Below are 26,313 nucleotides of genomic sequence, written 5' to 3' on the forward strand. Positions count from 1 at the left end.
GGACTGGCCCAGTTTAGGGCACCGACGTCGGGGCACCGACGCGCAGGACTCGGCGGTCAGCCGACCAGAAACGCTGCCAGGGCATCCGCGTACATCGTGACGTCGTCGGCGCCCATCAGCTCGCGTGAGGAGTGCATGGCGAGCTGCGGGGCTCCGATGTCGACAGTGGTCAATCCGGTCCGAGCCGCCAAGATGGGACCGATCGTCGAGCCGCACGGCAGGTCCGCGCGGTGCACGTACCGCTGCAGCGGCACCCCGGCACGCTCGCAGGCGAGCGCGAACGCGGCGGATCCGACGGCATCGCTCGCGTAGCGGAGGTTCTGGTTCACCTTGAGAACGGGGCCACCGTTCACCGAGATCCGGTGCGCCGGTTCGTGTCGCTCCGGGTAGTTCGGATGCGTCGCGTGAGCCATGTCACCGGATGCGTGGATGGATCCCGCCATTGCGCGCAGGAAGTCCTCACGTCCGCCGCCGCGGGCGAGCACGATGCGCTCGAGGACGGTGTTCATCAGATCGGACCCCGCGCCTCGATCGGACTGGCTGCCCACCTCCTCATGATCGAAGAGAGCGAGAACGGGGATGGAGGACGGTCCCTCGTCCACGGCGGCGAGTAACGCGCGGGTGCCGCTGTAGCAGGTTCCCTGATTGTCGAGTCGCGGAGCGCTGACCATGTCGTCGCCGACGCCGAACACGACAGCCGGGGCGACGACGTGCGTCATCAACTCCCAGCCCAGGACGGTGTTCGGGTCGATGCCGAAGTGTTCGGCCAGGTGCGACACGAACGACGCGGGCGCGTTCCCGGTCCCCCACACCGCGTTGACGTGCCGCTGCGGATCCAGCGTCACGCCCTTGCGGTCTTCGGACAGGTGGATGGCCAACTGCGGGACGCGCAGGATCGGCTCGTCGATGCGCACGAGCACGTCCGACACCTCTGAGCCGGAGCCGACGGCCAGGCGCCCCGAGATACCGAGGTCGCGGTCCAGCCAAGAATTTAGCCAGGCGCCGCCGTACGGCTCGAGGCCGACGAGATTCCAGTCGCCGGACCGCAGATCGGGGTGCTGTTTGACCCTCAGGTTCGGGCTGTCGGTGTGGCCGCCGACGATCCGGAACGCGCCGCCCGGTGCCGACTCGGTGGACCACGCCACGATCGACCCGCCGCGGACGACGAAGTATCGGCCCGGCTCGGCAGGCCAGGACTGCGTCTCGGCGACCTCGACGAAACCCGCCGCCCGAAGCTCGACCGCGACCGTCGCCACCACGTGGAACGGGGAAGGCGATGCGTCGATGAAGGTGCATAGTCCGAGCGCGGTGGCCGAGGTGAGTGACGCCATGGCTACGAAGTATGCCGCGTAGGGTCGCGAACATGCAGTACGTACGCCTCGGCGCCACCGGTCTGGAAGTGTCCCGCATCTCGCTCGGATGCATGAGCTACGGAATTCCCGATCGCGGGAACCACGAATGGACGTTGGACGAGGACACGTCGCGGCCGTTCATCGCGCACGCGTTGGAGAACGGCATCAACTTCTTCGACACCGCCAACGTCTACTCCGACGGAACGAGCGAAGAGATTGTCGGACGGGCACTTCGGGACTTCACGAAGCGCGAGAACATCGTCCTGGCGACCAAGGTGAACGGACGCATGCGACCGGGACCCAACGGCGCCGGGCTGTCCCGCAAGCACATCATGTGGCAGATCGACGAGAGCTTGCGTCGCCTCGGCACCGACTACGTCGACCTCTATCAGATACATCGTTGGGATCCGCACACTCCGATCGAGGAGACGCTCGAAGCGCTGCACGACATCGTGAAAGCCGGTAAGGCTCGCTACATCGGAGCGTCCTCGATGTTTGCGTGGCAATTCGCGCAGGCGCTCTACACAGCGGACCTCAACGGGTGGACACGGTTCGTTTCGATGCAGAACCACTACAACCTCCTCTATCGCGAGGAGGAGCGAGAGATGTTGCCGCTCTGCGACGATCAGGGAATCACGGTGATCCCGTGGAGCCCGCTCGCTCGCGGACGCCTCACCCGCGAGTGGGACTCCACCAGCGCGCGCAGCGAGACCGACGGCTTCGGCAAGTCCCTCTACAAGGAGGGTGACAAGGTGATCGTCGACGAGGTCGCTGCCATCGCCGACGCGCGCGGGCTTCCCCGCGCGCAGGTGGCGCTGGCGTGGGTCGCGAAGCACCCGACCGTCGCTGCTCCGATCGTGGGCGCCACCAAGATCTCTCACCTCGACGACGCGATCGCCGCCCTGGACGTGAAACTGACCGAGGACGAGATCTCCCGGCTGGAAGCGCCGTACGAGCCGCGGTCGGTGGCGGGCTTCTGACCCACCCCCGCTGTGAGCGATTTCCGCCCCTGCAGGGGCGGAAATCGCTCACAGGGCGCGGAGCGCCCCCACCAACTCCCCCTCGTCCACTCGGGTGCTGCGACCGTCTTTGATCACGACCTCACCGTCGACGAAGACGGTATCGACGATGCGCGACGATCCCGTGGTCAGAATCGACGCCCCCGGGTCGTGCACCGGCAGGCAGGCGAAGTCGCGATCGAAGCGAATCATGGTCAGATCCGCTGGATCGCCGACCTGCACTCCCCCAGCCCGCGCTGGCAGACCGATCTGCCTGTTGGCACCTCCCGCGGCGATGTCGAGCATGGCGCCGAACCCGAAGAGATCGGCCCTCTTGTGCACTGCCCGCTGCACGTAGGCGCCGATGCGCAGCGTCTCGAGCATGTCCTGCGTGTCGTTGCTCGCCGCACCGTCCACCCCGAGCCCCACGGACAGACCGGCTTCGAGCATCGCCGGAACCGGAGCCACACCGCTGCCGAGCCGCATGTTGCTCAGCGGGTTGTAGGAGACGCCGACGCCCCGTTCGGCGAGGCGCCTGCGCCCGTCGTCGTCGAGTTCCACACAGTGCACCGCGAGAACGCGATCCCAGAGGAACCCGTGCCGGTCGAGGTAGTCGACGGCGCCCATGTCGGCATGTTCGCGGCACATCGTCTCGTCGGTCGGAGTTTCGAGCAGATGGATCGAGACCGTCATCTCCCGCGCCTGCGCGAACTCGCGGACCGCAGCCATACCGTCGGGGGTCAACGATCGCGGATTCGGCACGGCCAGGGCCATGTTCACGCGCCCGCTCGACGCCGCACTCATCTCGTCGACGTGCGCGAGGATGTCGTCCAGCGGTTGCAGCAACCGCGGATCGAAACCCCACTTCCGCGTCGCGTCTCCCCGATCGGCGACGCCCCGGCCGAGTACCGCGCGGATCCCGCTGTCGCGCAGACCCTTCAGCACTGCGTCGTGCACGGCGGTCGACGGGTGCGGCCACATGTGCTCCACGAGCGTGGTCGTTCCGCTTCGCAACGCTTCGAGGCTCGCCGCCAACGTCGCCCAGTACGCCCGCTCCGGGGTGATGGCGACGGACTTCTCGGCAACGGCAAGTAGCCACTCCAGCAGCGGGATTCCTTCTGCAATACCGCGCATCAACGATTGCTGCAGATGCGTGTGTGTGTTGACGAACCCCGGTATCAGGTAGGCGCCTGAGCCGTCGACACTCGCGCGTCGGGATGCCCTACCGACTGCCGTGACGATTCCACCCTCGATGGTGACGTCCTGCCCCGAGAGCCAGATGCCGTCCGAGTAGACAGTCACGTCACCGATCAGGTTGTCATGCATTGAAGTTCGCGCTGATCCGTTGCAGCAGATAGTCGGCGGCCGTGATGGGCGGGTACTTGCCGGTCGGACTGTCGATGATCACGTCCCGGTTCGCCTGCGCGAAATACGCCATCGTGTAGCGCGGACCCTGGTACTCCCCCGCTCGGGGTGAGCGAACGCGGTGAAAGTTGGACGGCAGGACATCGTCCGACCACCGCATCAGCATGTCGCCGATGTTGCACGTGATGGCCTCGTCGGACGGTTCGACCGACGTCCATGCCTCGCTGTCGGCTTCGGCTCCCGGAAGGACTTGAAGCCCGCCCTGTCCTGCGCGCTGGAAGAGCAATGTGAGGGCGTCGAAGTCGGTGTGCGCACCGGCTCGCCAGACGCTCGGGTCTCCTACGAGCTCGTCGGGGAAGGCGTAATAGTGCAGCAGTCGCAGAGTGCTCTGATAGTCGGGCGACTCCGGATCGTGTGCACGGGTGAAGAACTCGCGATCTCGGCCGAGTTTGGTTGCAAAGCAGCTCAGCAGGTCCATCGCGATGCGCCAACACTCGAGCTCGAATGCTTCGATGGTGCTGCGGAATCCGTCGAGTTCGTCGTCGGTGGGCCAGAGCCCGTCCATGCGGGGGCGAGTCATCTGGAACGACTCCTTCTGATCGGGTGTGCCGACCGAGGGGCGAACCTGGCTCTTGAACTCCCATCCGGCGTTCTGGCCCTTCTTGAGCGGATACTTGCCTTTGACGTCGGCGTCCAGGGCGAAGAACTTCGCAGCCATCTCGAAAGCGTGGTTCACCTCTGTGATGTCGATTCCGTGGTCGACCACCTGGAAGAAGCCGATGTCGGTCGCTGCGGCCCACAGCTGGTCGGCGATCTCGTCGCGGCGAGTATCGAAGTCGGCCAGACTGATTCGGCGCACTTCGCGGTCGGTGGTCTCGGTTCCGAGACCACCCATCCGGGATTCACGGTCGAGTTCGGTGAGTGAGAAGGTCATGACTTGTCTCCAGAGTTGCGGGTGGGAAGGTGATGGAAAAGCAGGTTGAGCAGAACGGCGACCAGAATTCCAACGGCGACTCCGCTGCCGAGTATCTGTTGCACCGCAGTGGGTACGGCGCTGTAGAAGCCGGGGATCGTGGCGGGAAGCAACGCGACGCCCAGAGACGACGCGGTGATCACTAGGTTCGATGTGACGGTGAAGTCGACGGCGGCGAGGATTCGGATGCCGACCACGGCGATCGTCCCGAACATGATCACGGCCGCGGCGCCCAGCACTGGCCTGGGGATCGAGGACACGATCTGACCCATGAACGGAAACAGGCTCAGCACCAACAGCATCAGGCCGGTTGTCGCCGTGACCCATCGACTGACCACCTTGGTGATGGACAGGATGCCGACGTTCTGCGCGAACGTCACGTACATGAAGGACTGGAACACGCCGCCGCCAAGGGCGGTCACCACGCCGTCGGCTCGAACGGCCGAGGCCAGCGCCGATTCCGGCACGTCCTTGCCCACCACCGCACCGACCGCCTTGACCTGACCGACGAGTTCCACGACGAGCACCATCTGGATGACGGCGAGCGAGAGGCATGCGACGAGATCGAAGCGCGGTGCTCCGAAATGCAGAAGGTCGGGCAGCGACATCCACGAACCGGATCCCACGGCGGACAGATCGATCGAACCCGTTGCCGCCGCGGCGATCACGCCGACGATCATTCCGATCAGTACCGACACCGGACGGAGTCCCGCCGGCAACAACCGATAACACAGCGCTATTGCGGCGGCGGTCCCCAGAGCCAGCAGCAGGTGGGCGGGATTGCCGAAATCGGGATTGCGTGGGTCGGTGCCCACGATCATCTTCCCGCCGGCGGGGATCAATTGAATGCCGATGAGCAGGATTCCGGTGCCGATCACGACGGGCGGAAAGAGCCTCATGGTTCGCGAGACCAGAGGCGCCATGACAATGGTTGCGAGCCCGACGACGAGCACCGCGCCGTACATCGTCTGTATGTCGCTGCCCTGTCCGATGACGAGCATCGGCGCGATGCCGGTGTAGGAGGCACCGATCACCATCGGCATTCGGACACCGATCTTCCAGACGCCGACCGATTGCAGAAGTGTGCCGACTCCGCAGAGGAGGAGGTCGACGGTCACCAGATAGATCAGGTCCGACTGGGAGAGGCCCAGACCCGCGGCTACGACGACCGGCACGGTGACGGTGCTGGCGTACATGACGAGCAGGTGTTGTAGCCCGTACACCGCCAGGCGGTGCACAGGAAGTCGTGCGTCGACGGGATGCACTGCGCTGGAGCCGGTTTCGGGTACAGCTGTCGCAGGAGAAGTGGTCATGATGATTCCTCGAAAAGCAGTCGGTGGAGCCGGGTCAGTACAGGGGGACGCCGTGTAGTCGCGCCAGGCGAACTCGTACGCACTGTGCGTGACGCACCGCAGACCGGTCGGCCGCGTCCGGGTCACCGGACTCGAGAGCGGCGAGCATCGTGTGGTGTTCGTCCACCGACAACCCGGCGGCAGCAGGATCGCTCCACAGATTCGGGAAGGCGAGGTGAGTTCTGCTGTCGAACTGGCCGATCGTGACGGCCAAGGTGGTGTTGCCGGCGATGTTGCGGATGCGTCGGTGAAACTCCATGTCGGAGCGGACGAACGACGATTCGTCGGCACCGCCGGTCAACAACGCGTTCTGCTCGTCGAGCAGAGCATGCAGTGCCCGCGCATCGTCCGACGACATTCGGGTCGTGGCCAAACGCGCGGCCAGACCTTCCAATGGCGCCTTCACCTGGTACATCTCGACCAGTTCGGCAGGGTCGAGCCGCACGACCTCCGCGCCGCGGTGCATGACGTGGGTGGCCAACCCGTCGTGAATGAGACGCTGCACCGCTTCTCGAACGGGACTGCGACTCAACTGCATTCGCGACGCCAGCGCGGGGACACTCAGGGCGGTGCCGCTCGGAAGCCGCCCACCCAGAATGTCTGACCGCAACGTGTCGTACGCACGGTCGGCGAGAGAGATGTTCGATGTCATGAGAGCTCGCTGGTATCTCACGAGATCGCCTGCACTTTTCGACGCGCTTCTCGATGAGAATCGCGGACGCAACACGCGGGACCGAGGCCCGGTAATTACATGCAATCTGCTGTGCTGCCAACTATGCACGTCAGAGCATTACGGTAGGAGTCGGAACCGTGACGGTTGTGTAAAACAGATCTCACGAGAGGCAAACTGCATGCAGTCGTCCTTCCCGTAGAGTCGTCTCCACGCTACGAAAGGGTTCACAGTGCCGAACTGGGTCGAACACGCCGTGTGGTGGCAGGTGTACCCGCTGGGGTTCGTCGGCGCCGAAGCATCCGCGATCGAGGCCACCGAGCACCGGATCGGACGCATCGCCGACTGGCTGGACTACCTCGTCGAACTGGGATGCAACGGACTCTCGCTCGGTCCCGTCTTCGCATCCGAGACCCACGGTTACGACACCGTCGACCACTTCCGCATCGACAACCGCCTCGGAGACGACGCCGACATCGACGCATTGATCGCTGCCGCTCACGACAAAGGCATCAAGGTTCTCTTCGACGGGGTCTTCAATCACGTCGGACGCGGGCACGCGAAGTTCCAGCAGGCAGTGGCCGACGGCCCGGATTCCGATTCCGGACGTTGGTTCCGTTGGCGCGGAAGCGAACCCGTCGCATTCGAGGGACACGACCTGCTCGTCACCTTGAACCACGACAACCCCGCCGTCGCGGAATACGTGGCGTCCGTGATGAATCACTGGCTGGGCCGCGGCATCGACGGATGGCGCCTGGACGCGGCTTACGCTGTGCCGCCGAAGTTTTGGGCCTCCGTCCTGCCGACGGTTCGCGCCGAGCATCCCGACGCCTGGTTCGTGGGCGAGATGATCCACGGAGACTACGTCGAATACGTGAAGGTGTCGGGCCTGGACTCGATCACCCAGTACGAGTTGTGGAAAGCCACCTGGAGCGCAATCCAGGACGCCAACTTCTTCGAGCTGGCCCACGCGATCGAGCGGGGCAACGACCTGCTGAGCACGTTCGTGCCTGCCACCTTCGTGGGCAATCACGACGTCACTCGCATCTCCAGCACCATCACGGACGAACGCCACGTTCCGCACGCGATCGCCCTGCTCTTCTTCCTGGCCGGAGTCCCCACGATCTACTACGGCGACGAGCAGGGTTTCCGCGGCGTGAAGGAGGAACGAGTGGGCGGGGACGACGCTGTGCGCCCCGAATTCCCCTCCGGCCCCGACGATCTCGCTCCATACGGGTGGCCGACCTATCGGCTGCATCAGGAACTGATCGGGCTCCGCCGACGGCATTCCTGGCTGCATCGCGCCGAGACGACCGTGAGCGCACTGTCCAATACCGCGGTCACGCTGACCGCCTCTCACGGCGATGACACGCTGACGTTGACGTTGAACCTGGGCGACACTCCGGTGCCGTCGCCGGGTGGGGACGTCGACGGACACAGCTGGGGCATCCACGAAGGGTGAGCTAGAGGTACAGGTATCGGTACTTCGCACTCCCCCGCACTCGTCCGATCAGGTTCCCGGTGACCCACATCCACTCACCTCTGCGTCGGCGCGACCAGGCCCACGGCCAGATCGGGGCAATCGCCACCACCACGGCGGCGTGCACCGGAAACCACCACCACTGCCGACCCGGCGCCCCGAACAGCGCAGCCACCCGGGCCTCGGCGCATCCGTACTCCGCTGCCTGGGCGAAAGTCGGCCCGAGTTCGGTTCGGTAGCGGTACGCCACCATCGCGCCAGGTGCGTACCCGAAGCTGAAACCCGATTCCTGCACCCTCCAGCAGAATTCGACGTCACCACCGGCGGTCGGGAAGTCTTCGTTCCACCCTCCCACCGCATCGAACGCCCTGCGCGAAATACCGAGATTGCACCCGAACGTCATCGGTAGGTACCGGCCGAGAACCACAGGTTCGGCGGGATCGGGCAACGCTCTCCACGATGCCACGACTGGGTCGTTGAGGGTGTCTCGCTCGAGCGGTCCGCCGACGAGATCCGCCGACTCGGATGCGGCGACCAGCGCGCCGAGCCACCCGGGATGCACCGCGTCGTCCTGATCGCAGTAGGCGACGAACTCCGCAAACGACGCTCTGGTTCCGACGTTGCGCGCGTGCGACGTTCCGGCCCGGTCCGAAGAATCGACCACGCGTAGTGACAGTTGTTCCTCGAGGGGATGATTCGCCAGGTGTTGCCGAAGCAGCTCGCTGCCCTCGTTGTCGCTGACGATCACCTCCCACGAGCCCCGGTAATCCTGCTTCGCGAGTGCGTCCAGCTGGACGTCGATCACATCTGTCGCGCGGAACGCCGCGATGACCACGGACACCTCTGTCACAGAACACCTCTCAGGTCCTCGACGGTGGGGTCACCGTGATCGGTCACGGCGCGCAGGACGGCCAGATACCCGTCGGCGATCGACTGCGCGGTCGACTCGTCGAAGAGGGCACGGGGGTAGAGCAGAGTGCCGGTGAGTCCGCCGTGACCGCGGTGCTCGGTGATCGTGATCTCCAGTTCGTGTTTGGCCACGACATCGTCGATCGGCACGCGATCGATGTCGACGCCTCCGAGCGTGATGGAGTCGGCGATGTCCGCGGCCGGCTGCACGATCAGCATGGCCGGGAAGATGGGATGCTCCGCGGCCGACACCGGTAGACCGAGAGCCTCGACAAGTCGGGGGGCGGAGACATCGGGATGCGCGAGCGCATCGGCGAGGGACGTACGTACGGCCGCGACGATATCGGAGAAGGACCGGCGGTCGTCGACGTCGATGCGCATCGGCAGGTCCTCGGCGAAGTTGCCGACGATGTCCGACAGATCGGGGTGCGGACGATTGGCGTTGGATGTCGCCACCGTCACGTCGGCATCGTCTGCGCGATCGGCCAGGAGGACGACGAAGGCAGCCTGCAGGACGACGAACAAACCGGCGCCGGCCGATCTCGCCCGTTGCTCGAGCACGGCGTGCAGGCTCGGTTCCACCCGGAATTCGACAGCACCGCCGTCGGATTCCCAGACGTCCGGCCTCGGGCGGTCGGTGCGGAGCCTCGGCCGCTGGGCTTCTCTGGCCAGAACCCTTGTCCAGTGCCGGATCTGCCGAGCGAACTCGCTCGCGGGGTCCGCTGGATCACCGAGGACGTGGTGGCGCCACGCCGCGTAGTCGACGTACTCCAACGGCCCGGTCGCCAGTGTGGGCGGCGTACCCGATGCCCGACTGGCGAAGGCCGTCAACATGTCCCGCATCAACACGGCCATCGCCCGACCGTCGGCAACGATGTGGTGGACAACCACCGTCAGGACGTGCGTGGACGCGCCACAGTCGAACAGACGCACTCGGACAGGCGTCCGGATGAGCAGATCGATCGGCTCCCGAGCGGCACGCGCCAGCTCGGACGGCAGGTCTCTCTCCACGACGTGGACCACGTCGATCTCCGGGATCGCACGCTGGGCGTCCAGCACTTCGAGCACGGCCCCGGTGTCGGTGCGGGCGTGCACCGTTCGGAGTGCGTCGTGCGCCGACACCAGGTCACCGATCGCCTCGCGCACTGCATCGACGTCGAGGTCGCCGACCAGGCGCAGCGCCAGCGGAACGTTCCAGTCCTGGGTCCGGCGGGAGGTCGACCAGTCCCAGATTCGTTCCTGGGCAGGCGCCAGTGGGACATTCGTAGCGTCGTTCGAGCGGCGCATCGGCACTGCACGGGCACCACCGTCGGTATCGACCATCGCGTCCACGGCGCGTGCCAGTTCACCCAAAGTGTCCGTATCGAAGATGATGCGGACCGGAACGTGGATGGACACAACCTGTTCGATCCTGGAGGCCACCGATGTGGCGGCCAAGGAGTTGCCACCCAGTTCGAAGAACCCGTCCTCGATTCCTGCCCGGTCGGTTCCGGTCACCTCCGCGACGATGCGGCACACCGCCGTCTCGGTGGACGTACGCGGAGCGACGTACTGTCGACGCACAGGCTCGGGCCGGGGCAATCGCGCCCGATCGACCTTGCCCGTCACACCCCGTGGGAGTACCGACAACTCGGTGAACGTCGACGGAACCATGTAGGCCGGCAATCGATCCCGCACCGTTTCGCGAACGACTCTCTCCCCCGGACTCGTCCCGGCAGCAACATAGTAGGCAGCCAGTCGAGCTCGGTCGGTCCCGAGGTCGGCGGCCACGACGGCAGCATCGGCGATGCCGCGAACGCTGCGCATCGCGGATTCGACTTCTCCGATCTCGATACGGAACCCTCGAATCTTGATCTGACTGTCCGAACGTCCGACGTAGTCGAGTGCGCCGTCGGTACGGCGACGAACGAGGTCTCCTGTGCGGTACATCCGGGCCCCGGTGTGCGGGTCGGCCACGAACGACGTTGCCGTTCGTCCTGGATCACCGTGATACCCCCGCGCGAGTTGTGGCCCGCTGATGTACATTTCGCCGACTGCCGAACCGACGACGGGCGACAGAGCGGCGTCGAGAACGGCAACGCCGACGGCGGGCTGCTGCCGTCCGATCGGAACCCTGGATTGGATAGATTGGACAGATTGGACAGATTGGACAGATTGGACGAGGTCGCGGACGTCGTGGCCGGTGACGCTGACAGTCGCCTCGGTGGGGCCGTACAGGTTGTGCATCTCGGCGGACGAGAGTGCGAGGACCGTCGCGCACAGTTCGGGTGACAGTTCCTCACCGATGCAGAGGATTCGGCGGATCGACCCCGGGAAGGAACCCTGTCGAGTCAGCATCGCCAAGGACGACGGAACGGTGCACAGCACGGTGATCGACTCGTCCTGGATCACCGACGCCACAGCGTCGGTGTCGTACTCGGCGCCCACCGGCGCCAGTGCGATGCGAGCACCGACCTGCGGGGCCCACCAGTACTCCCACACCGAGAGGTCGAACCCGGCAGACGTCTTCACCAGAACGCCGTCGTCCTCCCCGAGCGGGTAGCGCGTCTGCATCCACGCCAACTGCTCGCAGACAGCGCCGTGAGAGACGCTGACCCCCTTGGGAACTCCGGTCGAACCGGAGGTGAACAGCACATAGGCCGGGTGCTGCGGCCGCAGAGGCGCCGAGCGTTCGGCATCGGTGACCGGTTCACAGCCATCGCCTACGACGGTCGCGACGTCGAGAACCGGAGCGTCGTAGGCCGGCACCACGCCACTGCCGGCGCTCAGGACGACCACGGGACGGGCGGCCTCGAGAATCGTCCGCACTCTGTCGGTGGCGCCGTCCACCGGAACGTAGGCGCCACCTGCCATCACGACGGCGTACATGGCGACGACCTGATCGAGGCCACGGGGAATGGCCAGGGCCACAGTGGTTTCCGGTCCCACCCCGAGGTCGATCAGCCGCCGCGCCGTCGCGAACACCCGAGAAGCGAACGTCCGGTAGGTGATCGACTTGCCGTCGGTTCGGAGCACCACGGCGTCGGGATACCTGTCTACGGCGGCCACGAACGCATCGGCCAAGGTCGTCCTGGACGCGGGACCGACCACGGCCTCGGTGCGAACGACGTCCGACGAGACGGTCGGATCGTAGGACCCGATGGAGTGGTCCGGTTCGGAGACGAGAGCGTCGACGATGCGGCGGAATCGTTCCGCGATGATCTCGACCGTGTGTTCGTCGAAAAGGTCCGTGGAGTACGAGATCGACGCATCGACCGGTCCCTCGCGCCCGTGCTCGTCGCGAGTGTCGACCAGAGTCAGGTGGAGATCGAACTCTGCGATCTCGGTGTCGGCGTCCACGATGTCCACTTGCAGGCCGTCCAGTTCGACGGCGGCGAGACCGATGTTCTGGAACGACAACGCAACCTGGAAGATCGGGTGGTGCGCCCGCGAACGAGGCGGGTCGAGATACTCGACCACGCGGTCGAAGGGCGTCTGCGAACGCTCGAACGAATCGAGGTCGACCTCGCGCACGTGCTGCACGGCCTCGGCACCGGTGAGTGAAGGCGGGAGGATCGAGCGTAAGGCCAGCATGTTGACGAACATTCCGACGACGCCGTCGAGATCCTCGTGGCCCCGTCCTGCCACCGGGGTGCCGATCACCACATCCGAAGTACCACCGAGTCGACCGAGCAGAATTGCGAACGCAGCGTGGGCCACCATGAACACGCTGGCGTCCTGCGCCGCGGCCAGTTCGGCCATCGCGCGGTGGGTGGCGGCATCGAGCGCGAACGACACTCGTCGACCGTGGCCCGACCGCCGCGCGGGACGCATCCGGTCCGTCGGCAGCTCGAGCACCGACGGCGCACCGCCGAGTCGTGCCGTCCAGTAGTCCTTCTCGACGGCCGCACGCGTTCCGTCGGCGTCGAGCAGACGGCGCTGCCACAGTGCGAAGTCCGCATACTGCACCCGCAACGGCTCCCATGCGGGCGCGATCCCCGCGCGCCGTGCGCCGTAGGCCTCGGCGAGCTCCGCCGCGAGCCGGACGACGGACACGCCGTCGGCACTGATGTGGTGAATCACCAATGCACACAGGTGAACCGACACCTCGTCCGCGTCGTCGACCGCGAACAACTCCACTCGAAGTGGCGGTGCGGCTGTGACGTCGAAAACTGTGTGGACGACGGCTTCCACCGACCGTGACAATGCCGCCGTCGACACCAGTTGCGGAAAGACTTTGACGGCCGCATCGCGCGGATCGAGCACCACCTGGTGCGGACCGTTCACCGAGTCCGGGTACACGGTACGCAACGCTTCGTGGCGTTCGACGAGGTCGGTCAGCGCCGCCTGGAATGCAGCGAGATCGAGGTTTCCGGTCAGCTTCACCACCACCGGCACGTTCTCCGTCGTGGACGACGGATCGAGTCGATTCAGAAACCACATGCGTTGCTGTGCAGGGGACAACGGGAGAACCGCCGGACGCTCCAGTGAGCCCACCTCGGCCTCCGACACCATCCCGGCCGCACCGACGCGGACTGCCAGAGCGCGCACGGTCGGAGCATCGAACAGGTCGCGTACCGCGATGTCACGTCCCGTCGCGCGCCGAACCCTCGAGACGACTCGGGTCGCGGACAGCGAGTTTCCCCCGACCTCGAAGAAGTTGTCGGTCGCGCCCACCCGATCGAGGCCGAGCACCTCTCCGACGATGTCCGCCAGCGCAATTTCGTTGTCCCCCCGGGGCGAAACGAACTGCCGTGTACGCCGTGTCGGTTCGGGCAACGAGCGGTGATCGACCTTGCCGGAGGTGGTGAGGGGAATACGATCGATCGGTGTGACCGACTGCGGAATCATGTACGAAGGCAACCGCTCTCGAAGGTGGTCGATCACGTGGTCCGGATCGCCGGCCGCCCCCTGGACGTAGGCGACCAACAGGTCACCCCGGACGGTAACGACGCATCCAGTCACGCCCGCCAGAGTGCGCACAGCGGTTTCGATCTCACCGATCTCCACCCGATGACCGCGGATCTTGACCTGGAAATCCGCCCGGCCGCAATGTTCGAGGGCCGGCTCGGCGTCTCGTCCGGACCATCGGGCGAGGTCACCGGTCCGGTAGCGGCGCGAACCGGGCGCTCCATCGGGATCGGCGACGAAACTCGCTGCCGTCAGAGAAGGCCGGTTCAGATATCCGCGTGCGAGCGCACCTCCGCTGATGTACATCTCGCCCGGCACGCCGGTCGGAGTTCGACCGAGCGAGGCGTCGAGTATCCGGACCGTCGTGTCGACGATCGGTCGGCCGATAGGAACCCAGGACCGGACGTCCGACGCCGACAGCGGACCCGCCACGGTCGCCATGATCGTCGCCTCGGTCGGCCCGTAGGCGTTGAAGACCGCTGTTCCACGTCGGATCCACCTCTGCGCCAGCGCGGGTGGGCATGCGTCTCCGCCCACGACGACTGTGTGCAGGTCGGGCAGCGCGTGCTCGTCCGAGATCGTCTCCAGCGCACCCGGAGTGAGGAATGCATGGGTGATGCGGAAACGAGCGAGGAGACCAGCGAGTTCGTCACCGCCGAACACACCTCCCGGCGCCACCACCATCGTGGCACCGCTTCGGGCCGCCATCAGAAGCTCGAGAATCGACGCGTCGAAACTGGGGGATGCGAACTGCAGCGTGCGATGGTGAGATCGCGCGCCGTAGCGTCGGAATTGCTCGTCGGCGAATGCTGCGAGACCGCGATGGGTCGTCGTCACCGCCTTGGGCATTCCCGTCGACCCCGAGGTGTAGATCAGGTAGGCGCACTGATCTACGTGAACAGCGCAACGCAGCTCGTCGGCGTCGATCGGCGTAGTGGGCTGTCGTCGAAGCAATTCCGCCGTTCGGTCGTCGTCGAGAATCAGAGTGGGTAGCCCTTCGTGACCGTCCCCGAGCAGTGCTCGTGTCGTGACCACCAGGCGTGCACCCGAATCGGTGAGCATGTAGGTGACACGGTCGGCGGGCAGGGCCGGGTCGACGGGAAGGAACGCGGCCCCCGTCATCGCCACGGCATGGACGGCGACCACCGTCGAGACCGATCGCGGGAGCGCCAGTGCCACGACGTCTTCGGGTCCAACCCCCCGGTCGAGCAACAAACGAGCCAAGCGCCTGGCCGAGGTCGCGATGCCGACCACGGAGTGCACCGTCCCGTCATCGCCGTCGACGACGTCTCCGGCCGTGCACAGGATGTCGCTCAGAACGAGCGGTGGCAGCTGCGCGGTCGACGGAGCCGGCTCCACCGTGTCGTCGAGGTCGACGGTGCGTAGTGGCTGGTTCGGAGAACGCCCCATCGCCCTCAGCACCGCCGTGTACCGGTCGAGCACTCGCCTCGCCGTCGATGTGTCGTACAGGTCGCTCGCGAACACCAGGCGGATCTCGAGTCCGTCCCCGGCGCGGGAGACAGTGAACTCCATGTCGAAACGCGCTGTGGCGACGTCCATGTCGTCGACCGAGATCGTGGCGGATGCGGGACGAGGCGACTCGTCGAAGTCGAGAGTCACCGAGAACACGGGGTGCACGGCGGTGTCGCGTTCGATGCCGAGCTCGTCGATCACACGGTCGAGTTCGACGTCTCGGTGGGTGAGGGCCGCCAGCAGGGTGGTCGACGACTGCCGCGCCGCAGCCGCGCCCGACAGCAACGGCTCGTAGCGACTGCGCATCGGAACCATACCGACGAACATCCCCACGGCAGTGTCGGTCTCGGCGTCGTCACGACCGGCGGTCGGAACACCCACCACCACATCCATGCCTGCGCCGGAGCGAGCCAGCACGGTCACCAGAGCGCTGTGCAGCATCGCGAAGAGGCCGGTTCCAGCGTCACCGGCGAGAGTCGTCAACCGAGCCAGGTCGGCTCGGCTCACGCTGGCGCCCACGGCCCCGCCGCGATGGGTGGGCACCGGGGGCCGCGGACGGTCTCCGGGGATTGCGCTCACCGTGGGAGCCTCGTGGAGAGTCTGCAACCAGTACCGGTGGTTCTGCGCAGACCGTGACTCCGGGTCCTCGGGTGATCCCAGACGCGCGGAGCGGACCAGCATCGCGTCGACGAAACTGCGAGCAGACGCATCCCATCGAGCTGTCCTGCCGGCCCGGTGCTCGGTGTACGCGTGCAGAAGATCGGACGACAGCACACCCATCGACCACCCGTCGGCGGCAATGTGGTGGACCACGAGTACGATTCGAGTCTCGTCGTCGGAGAGGGGTTGCAGCACAACCCGAATCGGCAGTGAACGGCCCAGATCGAAGGCACGTGTCGCGGCGGGGATCGGATCGTCGGTCGGCGCGAGCTCGACGACGACCTCGGCCAGTGACGAGGCGGCCTCGACTGCGGGCAGCACGAACTGGAACGGTCCCTCCGCATCGTCCGGATACAGCGTGCGCAGCGCCTCGTGTCGTTCGACGACGTCGGCGAGAGCGCGGCGCATCGCCGCCGCGTCCACGCGCTGCGGAACGGTCGACGGTGCAACGATGTTGTAGGCACCCGACTCGGGATCGAGTCGACTGTGCACCCACATTCGGCTTTGAGCCGACGTCAGCGGAATTCGAGTCGGCCGCGGTGGCACGGTCACCGGGACTGCGGCAGCGGGCTGTGCCGCATCAGGTTTCGCTGCGTCGACGAGGGCCGCCAGGGACGCGATCGTGCGCCCGGTGAACACGTCCGACAACGCCAACGTGACGCCGAGCTCGTCTCGAATGCCCGACACCACCCGAGATGCGGTCAGCGAATTACCACCGACGTCGAAGAAGTCCGAGTCGGCGCCGAAGGTACCGCCGCCGAGCACAGTCTCGAAGATGGTCGTGACCTCGCGCTCCGTATCGGTCTCCAGCGGCGTCGACTCCCGCACGCGACGGCCTGGATCGGGCAGTGCGCCGCGGTCCACCTTGCCTGCGGAGCTGAGCGGGAATTCGTCGAGCACGACGACTCGTGCCGGAACCATGTGGTCCGGCAGTCGCCGTCGAACATGCACCTGCAGTTCGCCTTCCGATATCGACTCGCGATCGGTCACGACGTACGCCACCAGTTGCGGCGGATGACCAACGACTCGGACCGTCGCGCCGCGCACGATCGGGTGAGTCAGCAACGCGGTCTCGATCTCCCCCAGCTCGACACGCTGCCCACGAATTTTTACCTGAAAATCGTTGCGTCCGAGATACTCCAGGGCCGGTGACTCACCGGCCACGGGTCGACGCCACCGCGTCGAGTCTCCGGTGCGATACAACCTGCCACCGGTGCCGTACGGATCCGCCACGAACCGGGTTGCGGTCAACGCGGGCTTTCCGACGTACCCGCGGGCAACCTGGACCCCTCCCAGGTAGAGCTCACCCTGTATCCCCGCGTCGACGACCCGAAGGCGGTGATCGAGAACGGTCGCAACGACTCCCGCGACCGGGCGGCCGATCGGTACCGGAGCCGCGATCGGCCGTGCGGCGACCGCGTATGCCGTCACGTCGATGGACGCCTCCGTGGGTCCGTAGAGATTATGGACGCATGCCCGGGTGCGAGATGCCACCGCGGCAGCTGTCGCTCCCGACAGTGCCTCGCCGCTCGTGAAGAGCAGCCGCAGCGTGGAATGGAACGACTCCGAGCCGGCGAGGAAGACGTCGAGCATGGACGGAACGAAATGAACGACGGTCACCGATTCTGCGTCGACGAGTTCGGCGATACGAACCGGGTCGCGGTGTGCGCCCGGTTCCGCGATCACGGTGCGAGCTCCGAAGGCGAAGCCCCAGAACAGCTCCCACACCGATACGTCGAACGTGACGGGCGTCTTGTGCAGAATCACATCACCCGTACCGATCGGATAGTCGCGCTGCATCCAGGCCAGTCGGTTCACGATCCCGGCCTGCGACACCCCGACACCCTTCGGTTCACCGGTCGATCCGGATGTGAAGAGCACGTACGCAAGGTGTTCCGGGAGAAGGGGAGCCGAACGGTCGGCGTCGGTGACCGGTTCGTCCGAGATCGCCGGATCTGCGAGGTCGCCCGCGGTCAGCACTCGTCGATCGAAGGCGTTCGGATCGTCGGTGACGACCACGATCGGATTCGCGACCGAGATCATCGCGTCGGTCCGGGCATGGGGTTGGGCGGAGTCCAGCGGGAGAAAGGCCCCGCCGGCGACCACGACGGCGTGCACAGCGACGAACAGGTCGATCGAACGGTCCAGTGCGACCGCGACAACCGTGTCCGGCCCGACGCCGTGAGCCAACAGAACGCGGGCTGCGCGGGTGACCCGTAGGGAGAACTCTCCACGGGTCACCGAGGTCGAACCGAAGGTCAGCGCCACCTCGTCGACGTGCGCATCCGACTGCGTCAGAAGATCGGGAAGTACTCCCACGCAGGGCTCGTCGGCGGGTCCGCGGCTCCACCGATCGATCTCGGACAGGCGCCCCGGACCGATGATGTCGAGCGTGTCGACCCGCGTCGACGAGTCGTGCACGAACTGGCCGAGCGCACGATGGACCATCGCGGCAATGTCTCGGACGGTCGAGGCATCGAAGAGGTCGGTTGCGAACGTCCACCTCACCGACGCGTCCGCATCCCCCACCGGGACATCGACTGTGACGTGGAGATCGAACCTCGACACCGGCAGGTCGACGGCCGCAACGGTAGCGCGCACTCCTGCGATCTCGACAGGTCCGACGGGCGCGTCCTGGAAGGCCAGCATGACCTGAAAGATCGGGTGGTGCGCCTCCGACCGCCCCACGGCGAACCTGTCGACCAGTTCGTCGAAGGGAATGTCCGGCGCCGCGAACGCCGCGACGTCGGCGGCCGCAACCCGGGCCAGATGCTCGCTCAGACTCGCCGATCGATCGACGGCGGTTCGCAGCACGATGGTGGACGCGAACATGCCGACGAGATCGTCGAGCTCGGCTCGTCCCCGCCCGGACACGGGAGTGCCGACGACGATGTCGTCCGTTCCGGTCAACCGCGCGAGTACGAGGGTGAGAGCCGCGTGCACGACCATGAAGACCGTCGTGTGGCGATCTCCGCCGACCGATCGCAGCGCACCGAGCAGTTCGGCTGGAACGACGGTGGTCACGGTCTCACCGCGGTGGGACGGGTGCGGAGGTCGCGGACGGTCCGTCGGCAAGGCCAGCGGACCGGGGAGGTCCGAGAGCACACTCTCCCAGTAAGTCGTCTGTCGCTGCAGCACAGCATGTCTCGGGCGGTGCGCGTCACCGAGCAACGCCCGCTGCCACTCCGACACGTCGGCGTACTGCAGGACCGGGTCGGGTAGGCCTGGAAGGACGCCGGTCGCGTGGTGAGCGTAAGCAGCCATGAAGTCTGTCATGAGCGGCCCGAACGACGACCCGTCTGCCGCGATGTGGTGGACGACGAGTGTGACGACGGTGATCGAGTCCGACACGGTGAGGGCCCACCGGATCGGCAGATCCACGGTCAGATCGAACCCACGCGAGATCAGCAACTGCCCATCCGATTCGGCTGTCGGCGCGGCATTCTCGAGAACGACCTGATGCGGTACACCGCCGTCGGCCGGATAGATCGTGCGAAGTACGTCGTGACGCGCGAGAACGTCGTTCACCGCCGCGGCGATGGCCGAGTGGTTCACGGCGCCGGACAATTCGACCGACAGGGGCAGGTTGTACAGGGGTGAGCCGACGTCGAGTTGGTTCAGAACCCACATTCGCATCTGGCTGTTCGACAACGCGGCCGGTGCACGTTCGTCCCTGCGCACGATTGCCGGCAACACCTCGGTCGCCGCCGACCGGTCCACCCACTCCGCGAGTCCACTCACGGTCGGGGCTTCGAACACGGCGGTGACGGGGACGTGCACCCCGAGCTCGGCACCGAGGCGAGCACTCAGACGCGTTGCGGTCAGGGAGTTTCCGCCGAGATCGAAGAAATCGTCACGAATACCGACACGATCGGTGACGCCGAGCAGATCGGCGACGATCGCGGCCACCGCCCTCTCCGTCTCGGTGGCGGGAGGTTCGAACCGCCTGGACGTCGCGCCCGGGTCGGGTAGCCGGCGACGGTCCAGTTTTCCGGTTCCGCCGAGCGGCAGCGAATCCAGGACGGTCAGAGTCGCCGGCACCATGTAGGCGGGCAACCGATCTCGCAGCGACGCCAGCACTTCGTCCGGATCGATTCGGGACGCGACGACGTACCCCGCGAGTCGTTCGCCCCCGTGTACCGTGACGGCCGCCGACGCGATCCGACGATCTCGCAGCAGCGCCCCCTCGATCTCACCCAGCTCGATGCGCTGGCCCCGGATCTTGACCTGAAGATCGTTGCGTCCCAAATACTCCAGGACGCCGTCGGTGTGGGCGCGGGCCATGTCGCCGGTCCGATACATCCGACCGCCGCCGAAGGGATCGGCGACGAAGCGCTCGCTCGTGAGGTCCGGGCGCGCCTCGTAGTACGACGCCAACTGCTCCCCCGCGAGGTAGAGCTCGCCGCGGACACCGGGAGGGACGGGGTGCAGACGGCCGTCGAGAACGTATGCCCTGGTGCCCGGGATCGGTGCTCCGATCGGCACCGTCCCGGTGACCCCGGCACGCTCGTCCGGTCCGAACTCGTGCGCCGTCACCCCGACAGCAGCCTCGGTCGGACCGTACAGATTGACGATCGTCGAACCTGTAGTCCGCGAGGCACGCCCGGCGGTCACGGTGTTCAACGCCTCACCGATGCACAGAATGCGCGACGGGACCGGCCGGTCGGGACGCTCGCCCACCACGTCCAGATGGGCATCGAGCAGCGACGGAACGAAGTGCACCGAATCGACGCCGTACCGGTCGATCAGGTCGGCGACATAGGTCGGGTCGCGATGCCCGTTCGGCTCCGCGACGACCATTCGTGCGCCGGAGAGCAACGGCCAGAACAGCTCCCACACGGACAGGTCGAAGGTGGTCGGCGTCTTGAGGAGTGTGGTGTCCGCAGTCGTCAGCGGATACCGCTCGCGCTTCCACAACAGTTGCGTGAGAACGGCGCGGTGCGAGACGGCGACCCCTTTCGGCGTCCCCGTCGATCCCGACGTGTAGATCACGTACGCGGTGTTCTCCGGCCGTAGCGGCGACCGGCGCTCGTCGTCGCTCAGGAACACCGACCGGCCTGCGATCTCTTCGCCCGATCCCGCGGGAGCACCTGCGCTGTCTCGACGGACGCTCGCGCCGAAGACCGGGATCGACCGGGCAGCTGCAGCATCCGCCACGAGGCTGTGGTCGTCGGCCATCACGACGATCGGCGCGCAGGACTTCAGCACGGAAGTGATGCGTTCCGCGGGCGCGTTCGGGTCGATCGGCACATACGCACCGCCGGCCACGAGGACGGCCAGGATCACCTCCACCGCCGCAGTCGACCGCGGCAAAGCCACCGCGACACGATCTTCCGGTCCGACACCCGCCGCGATCAGCGCCCGCGCCACACCGTTGACGCGGACGACCATCTCGGCATAGGTCGTCGCGAGCTCGTCGGCGCCCGCGTCGACCAGCGCGACCGCCCTGTCGGCGCGCGCGGCCGTGTCGGAGAGTTCCTCGACGAGCGTGCGCTCGACACGAACGACCGCCCTGCCGGTGCCGATCGAATCGCGATCGGCGCCGATCAACGGCAGGTCACCGACTGCGATGTTCGGATGGTCCAACACCGCCGCGAGTAGACCGGCGTACATGTCGGCGATCCGTTCGACCGATGCATGGTCGAGCAGATCGCGCGCGTATTCCCACTGCACGTCGAACACGCCGTCGGCCTCGACGACGGTCATGTGCAGGTCGAACTTCGCCACGTCGACCTCGGCGTGCACGACGTCGACGCCCACCGAGTCCAGGTCGAATCGGCTGGGCGCCATGTTCTGGTACGAGAAGCCCACCTGCACCAACGGGTGGTGCCCGGCCGACCGAGTGGGATTGAGAAGCTCGACCAACCTCTCGAACGGTACGTCTGCGTTCTCGAGCGCGGCGAGGTCGTCGTCGCGCACCTCGAGGACGACGTCGCCGAACGGTCGATGCAGACCTATCCGATTGCGCAGAACAACTGTGCCCACGAACATTCCGACCAGATCCGCCAGCTCGGGCTCCCCGCGGCCGGCGACCGGGGTACCGACGGCCACATCGTCGGAACCGGTCAGCCGAGCGAGCAGAACGGCCAGAACCGCGTGCACGACCATGAACGGGGTGACGCCCTTGCCGGCCCCGAAAGATCCGATCCGGCCGACCGTGTCGGTGTCGATCACTCGGTGCACCCGACCGCCGCGCAACGACGCGACCGTCGGCCGGGGCCTGTCCAACGGAAGCTCGATTCGGTCCGGAAGGCCGGCCAGACGATCCATCCAGAATCGCAACTGACGCGAGACGACCGACTCGGGATCGCCCTCGCTGCCCATCATTTCGTGGTGCCACAGGGTGTAGTCGCGGTATCGCACCGGCAATGGTGGCCACTGCGGCGCCCTCCCCGCGACGCGCGCTCGGTACGCGTCGGCCAGGTCTCGGGCAAGGGGAGCAGTAGACGAACCGTCGGCGCCGATGTGGTGCACCACGCATACCAACAGGTGATCGTCGTGGCCTTGGTACAACAGCTCGATGTGCAGAGGCACTGCCTCGGTGACGTCGAATCCGAGAGACGCTGCGTCCGAATACCGTTGCAGGGCCTTCGTTTCGGTCACCGGTATCGGATTCAGATCGAGACGGGTCATCAGATCGGCCACCGGGTGAACTCGCTGCGTCGGGCCGTCGGGAGTGTCCGGGTAACTCGTCCGGAGACTCTCGTGACGGTCGATCACGTCGGAGACGGCAGCGACCAGAGCGTCGCTGTCCAGCGGGCCGCGCAACCGAAGGGCCATCGGGACGTTGTAGGTCGCGCGGCCGGTGTCGAACTGGTTGAGCACCCACATCCGATGCTGCGCAGGCGATACCGGCACCGACGGCCCGAGATTGTCGTACCGTCGCAGTGGCGTCCTACCGCGAGACGGCTCGAGATTTCCCGCATAGGACGCCAATCCCGACACGGTGGGGTGCTCGAACACCGCCCGCACGGGGACGGTGACACCGAGCTCGTTGCCGAGGATCGATGCCAGTCGTGTCGCGGACAACGAATTTCCGCCGACTGCGAAGAAGTCGTCGGTCGCGCCGAACGTGTCGGTATCGCGCACGTCGGGCCGCAGGATGGAAACGAAGATCCGCGCGACACGTGCCTCGAGATCGGTTCTGGGCGCCACGTATTCGTGCGGCGCCCACTCGGGAGTCGGCAGTGCGCCGCGATCGACCTTGCCCGAGACGGTCAGAGCGATCGCCGGAACGGGCACGACGATCGAGGGAACGCTGTACGCGGGCAGCACTGTTCGCAGATGGTCCAGCACATCGACGGTCAGCGCGTCGCCGACCACGTCGGGTTCGGGCTGAACGTAAGCGACGAGCGTCGGCCGACCCGAGACGTCTCGTACGTCGGCGACCGCGAAGGCCACGCCGTCGACGGCGCGCAGAGCGGTGTCGACTTCACCGAGTTCGATGCGGTATCCGCGCACCTTGATCTGGTCGTCGGACCGTCCCAGGTAGATCAGGCTGCCGTCGGTACCGAAACGCACCACGTCTCCGGTGCGGTACATCCTCGATCCTGGCTCGCCCCAGGGGTTCGCGAGGTAGCGGCCGGCGGTGAGCGCCGACCGCCGGTGGTATCCGGTCCCCACGCCCGCGCCGAAGACGTACAGCTCACCTGTTCCACCGGGCGGTACGAGACGAAGTCGATGGTCGAGCACCAAGACCCTCGTTCCGGTGATGGGACCACCGATGTCGACGGGCTCGCCGGCGGACAACGGACCGGCCACCGTAGCCATGATCGTGCACTCGGTCGGGCCGTACGCGTTGAACATCCGCCTGCCCGGCGCCCACCGCGCAACCAGGTCGGCAGAGCATGCTTCACCGCCGACGACAACGACGCGAAGATCGAAGAGGTCGGCGTGGTCGACCGACGCGAGTGCCGCCGGAGTCACGAACGCGTGGGTGACGCGTTCGAACGCAAGAAGATTCGCGAGGTCCGCTCCGCCGTACACGTCGGTGGACGCGATCACCATCGTTGCACCGTTCGTGAAAGCCAGGAGCAGTTCGAGTATCGACGCGTCGAAGCTGGGCGATGCAAAATGCAGTGCGCGAGAACCTGGTTCGACTCCGTACCGCCGACGTTGCTCGTCGGCGAACGAGGAGATCCCGCGGTGCGGAACCACGACCCCTTTGGGTGTACCCGTGGAACCGGAGGTGTAGATCATGTACGCCGGATGCTCGAAACGCAACGGTGCGCGTCGGTCGACGTCGGTGACCGGCGCGGCCGAGGCCGTCAGATACTCCTCGTCCAGATCCGCGGACCCCATCCGCAGCCATGTCCCGGCGCCGGCGGCGCGACCGCGCCCCTCATCGGTGATGCCGACCTCGGCGCCGCTGTCCTCGAGAAGGAACTGAACTCGCTCCGCGGGCAGCGTCGGGTCGACCGGCACGAACGCGCCGCCGGCCTTGCCAACCGCCAGTTCCGCGACCACCGCATGTACACCACGCCTGAGGAGGACCACCACGAAACTACCCGGGCCGATGCCACGTGCGATCAACAGCCTGGCCAGCCGATTCGCCCGCGCGTCGACCTCGGAGTACGTCAGACGCTGCGAACCGGCGACGATGGCGATCGCGTCGCCGTAAAGCTCGACGCTCCGCGAGAAGATGTCCGGCAGCAGGAGCGGAGCACACGCGTCGGGACCGAATCGCACTGCGTGTACGTCGTTCTCGGTCGCCATCGGCACGTCCGCGGCAAGCATTTCGGGATCGGCATTCGCAACGCTGCGAAGCAGAGCCAGGAATCGGCGGTGATGACCGTCGAGTTCGTCGTCCGTGTACATCGAGGGGTTGGCCTCGAGATCGATCCTGATGTCGCCGCCCCCGGACCCCGAGTACACGTCGAACGCAAGGTCGTCCACCGGACCGGTGGTGAGAATCGTTGCGCTGCCGACACACTCGCCCAATACCACGTCACCGCGGAAGGTCATGACGTTGACCGCGGGTCCGAAGAAGGCGCGACTACGGTGGTCGACGCCCTCACCGAACGCGCGCATGTCCTCGAATCGAAAACGTTGGTGGCGCAGTCCCCCGAGGATCTGGGAACCGGCTCGAGAGACCAGGTCGCGCACGGTCGTCGACGCGGTGACCGACGCTCTGACCGGGAGCACGTTGGACACCATCCCGCCCGAACGGCGCAGCAGCGCAGTGGTTCTCGCGGACACGGGAAGACTCAGGGTCACATCGTTCGTGTCGGTCATCCGAGCGAGATACAGCGCCGCCGTCGCTGTCACGAGCGCCGGTACCGTGGTACTCAGGGTTTCGCACGCACGTTCCAGAGCCGAGCGGTCGTGCGCATCCACCACGCCGCCGCTCACTCGCGGCCGTACACTCGGCGCGCCGACGCCGCCGGCAAGCCTGATCGGGTCCGGAAGGCCCTCGAGGCGCTGCGCCCAGTAGAGTCGGTCGCGCTCGAAGCGCGGAGACTGTCGGTACGCCGAATCGTCCTGTAGCAACTGTTCCAGCGTGCCCGCCCGGTTGGGCGGTACCTGTGTTCCGCGCACACGGGCGGTGTACATCTCCGCGGCCCGCTCCGCGAACACGGCAGCTCCGTAGCCGTCGAGCAGCACATGATGAATTCGGGTGTACCAGAACCACCGTCGCTCCTCGACGCGCACCGTCGCGACCTCGATGAGGCGGTCCGTGTACATGTCGATGGGACGCGTGAACTCCGCGTGCATCCAGTCGAGCGCATCGGAGTGGGGGTCGTCGTGATCGGTGAAGTCGAGGTGCACCATCTCGTCGCGCAGAGTGCGGTCCACCACCTGCACCGGTCCGCCGCCGGTCCGACGTAATCGCACCATGACCGTGTCGTACTCACGCGCGACATCACGACCGACGGCGCTGAGCAGACGTGTGTCCAGCGGCCCGCGGACATCGATGTACTGCGCAATGGCCAGGGGTGTATTCGTGTCCAATTCCTGCGCGAACCAAATGCTGCGTTGCGCCGCCGAGAGTGGAAATTCGTTCACTGGGCACCGCATTTCAACACGATTTTCACCATAACACCGCTCGCCTTTCACCGCGGAAAGCGGCAGCCGCAATGGCATGATGGAATCGCAAACCTGATTTATGGGTAATTTACTTGGAAAATACGCCCGAACAAACTGACGGACAGCACTTCTCGGTCACCCGGCCGAAGGGTCGAGATCGAGCGA

General features: G+C 66.3%; 9 protein-coding genes. 2 read left to right on the forward strand and 7 right to left on the reverse strand.

Annotation, left to right across the window (positions count from 1 at the left end):
- Positions 1–56 precede the first annotated feature (56 nt).
- Complete coding sequence (locus AC59JP_RS08235) at positions 57–1,331, reverse strand: M18 family aminopeptidase (protein WP_497325256.1); 1,275 nt, start codon at positions 1,329–1,331, stop codon at positions 57–59.
- Positions 1,332–1,363: 32 nt separating this feature from the next.
- Between AC59JP_RS08235 and AC59JP_RS08240 the strand changes: the two genes are divergently transcribed.
- Positions 1,364–2,332, forward strand: coding sequence for an aldo/keto reductase (locus AC59JP_RS08240; RefSeq protein WP_497325257.1), 969 nt, complete (start codon positions 1,364–1,366; stop codon positions 2,330–2,332).
- Between the two features lie 48 nt (positions 2,333–2,380).
- Here the strand turns inward: AC59JP_RS08240 and AC59JP_RS08245 are convergent, their stop codons facing one another.
- Genes AC59JP_RS08245 through AC59JP_RS08260 form a run of 4 tightly spaced genes read right to left on the reverse strand, consistent with a single transcriptional unit; the run spans position 2,381 to position 6,692 of the window.
- The gene (locus AC59JP_RS08245; protein ID WP_497325258.1) at positions 2,381–3,676 is read right to left on the reverse strand and encodes an amidohydrolase family protein; all 1,296 of its coding nucleotides are present in this window, start codon (positions 3,674–3,676) and stop codon (positions 2,381–2,383) included.
- Positions 3,669–4,649 carry an isopenicillin N synthase family dioxygenase gene (locus AC59JP_RS08250; protein WP_497325259.1) on the reverse strand — a complete coding sequence of 327 codons (981 nt, stop codon included), beginning with the start codon at positions 4,647–4,649 and terminating at the stop codon, positions 3,669–3,671. The genes AC59JP_RS08245 and AC59JP_RS08250 overlap by 8 nt, the downstream gene beginning before the upstream one ends.
- On the reverse strand, positions 4,646–6,001 hold the full coding sequence (locus AC59JP_RS08255; RefSeq protein ID WP_497325260.1) for a nucleobase:cation symporter-2 family protein: 1,356 nt from the start codon (positions 5,999–6,001) through the stop codon (positions 4,646–4,648). Before AC59JP_RS08255 ends, AC59JP_RS08250 begins: the two co-directional genes overlap by 4 nt.
- Before the next feature lie 34 nt (positions 6,002–6,035).
- Complete coding sequence (locus AC59JP_RS08260) at positions 6,036–6,692, reverse strand: GntR family transcriptional regulator (protein WP_497325261.1); 657 nt, start codon at positions 6,690–6,692, stop codon at positions 6,036–6,038.
- 250 nt (positions 6,693–6,942) lie between these two features.
- Between AC59JP_RS08260 and AC59JP_RS08265 the strand changes: the two genes are divergently transcribed.
- A complete protein-coding gene (locus AC59JP_RS08265) occupies positions 6,943–8,172 on the forward strand; it encodes an alpha-amylase family glycosyl hydrolase (RefSeq protein WP_497325262.1) in 1,230 nt (409 codons plus the stop codon).
- Between the two features lies 1 nt (position 8,173).
- On the opposite strand, the gene AC59JP_RS08270 is transcribed toward AC59JP_RS08265, so the two are convergent.
- Both AC59JP_RS08270 and AC59JP_RS08275 read right to left on the reverse strand, forming a co-directional pair.
- Positions 8,174–9,040 carry a glycosyltransferase family 2 protein gene (locus tag AC59JP_RS08270; protein ID WP_497325263.1) on the reverse strand — a complete coding sequence of 289 codons (867 nt, stop codon included), beginning with the start codon at positions 9,038–9,040 and terminating at the stop codon, positions 8,174–8,176.
- A complete protein-coding gene (locus tag AC59JP_RS08275; RefSeq protein ID WP_497325264.1) occupies positions 9,037–26,127 on the reverse strand; it encodes an amino acid adenylation domain-containing protein in 17,091 nt (5,696 codons plus the stop codon). Before AC59JP_RS08275 ends, AC59JP_RS08270 begins: the two co-directional genes overlap by 4 nt.
- Positions 26,128–26,313 lie beyond the last annotated feature (186 nt).

The organism is Rhodococcus sp. 320_ES (genome assembly GCF_059691855.1).

Excerpts from the sequence above, each read along its gene's own strand:
- AC59JP_RS08235 (WP_497325256.1), bottom strand. The coding sequence starts at position 1,331 with ATGGCGTCACTCACCTCGGCCACCGCGCTCGGACTATGCACCTTCATC.
- AC59JP_RS08240 (WP_497325257.1), top strand. The coding sequence starts at position 1,364 with ATGCAGTACGTACGCCTCGGCGCCACCGGTCTGGAAGTGTCCCGCATC.
- AC59JP_RS08245 (WP_497325258.1), bottom strand. The coding sequence starts at position 3,676 with ATGCATGACAACCTGATCGGTGACGTGACTGTCTACTCGGACGGCATC.
- AC59JP_RS08250 (WP_497325259.1), bottom strand. The coding sequence starts at position 4,649 with ATGACCTTCTCACTCACCGAACTCGACCGTGAATCCCGGATGGGTGGT.
- AC59JP_RS08255 (WP_497325260.1), bottom strand. The coding sequence starts at position 6,001 with ATGACCACTTCTCCTGCGACAGCTGTACCCGAAACCGGCTCCAGCGCA.
- AC59JP_RS08260 (WP_497325261.1), bottom strand. The coding sequence starts at position 6,692 with ATGACATCGAACATCTCTCTCGCCGACCGTGCGTACGACACGTTGCGG.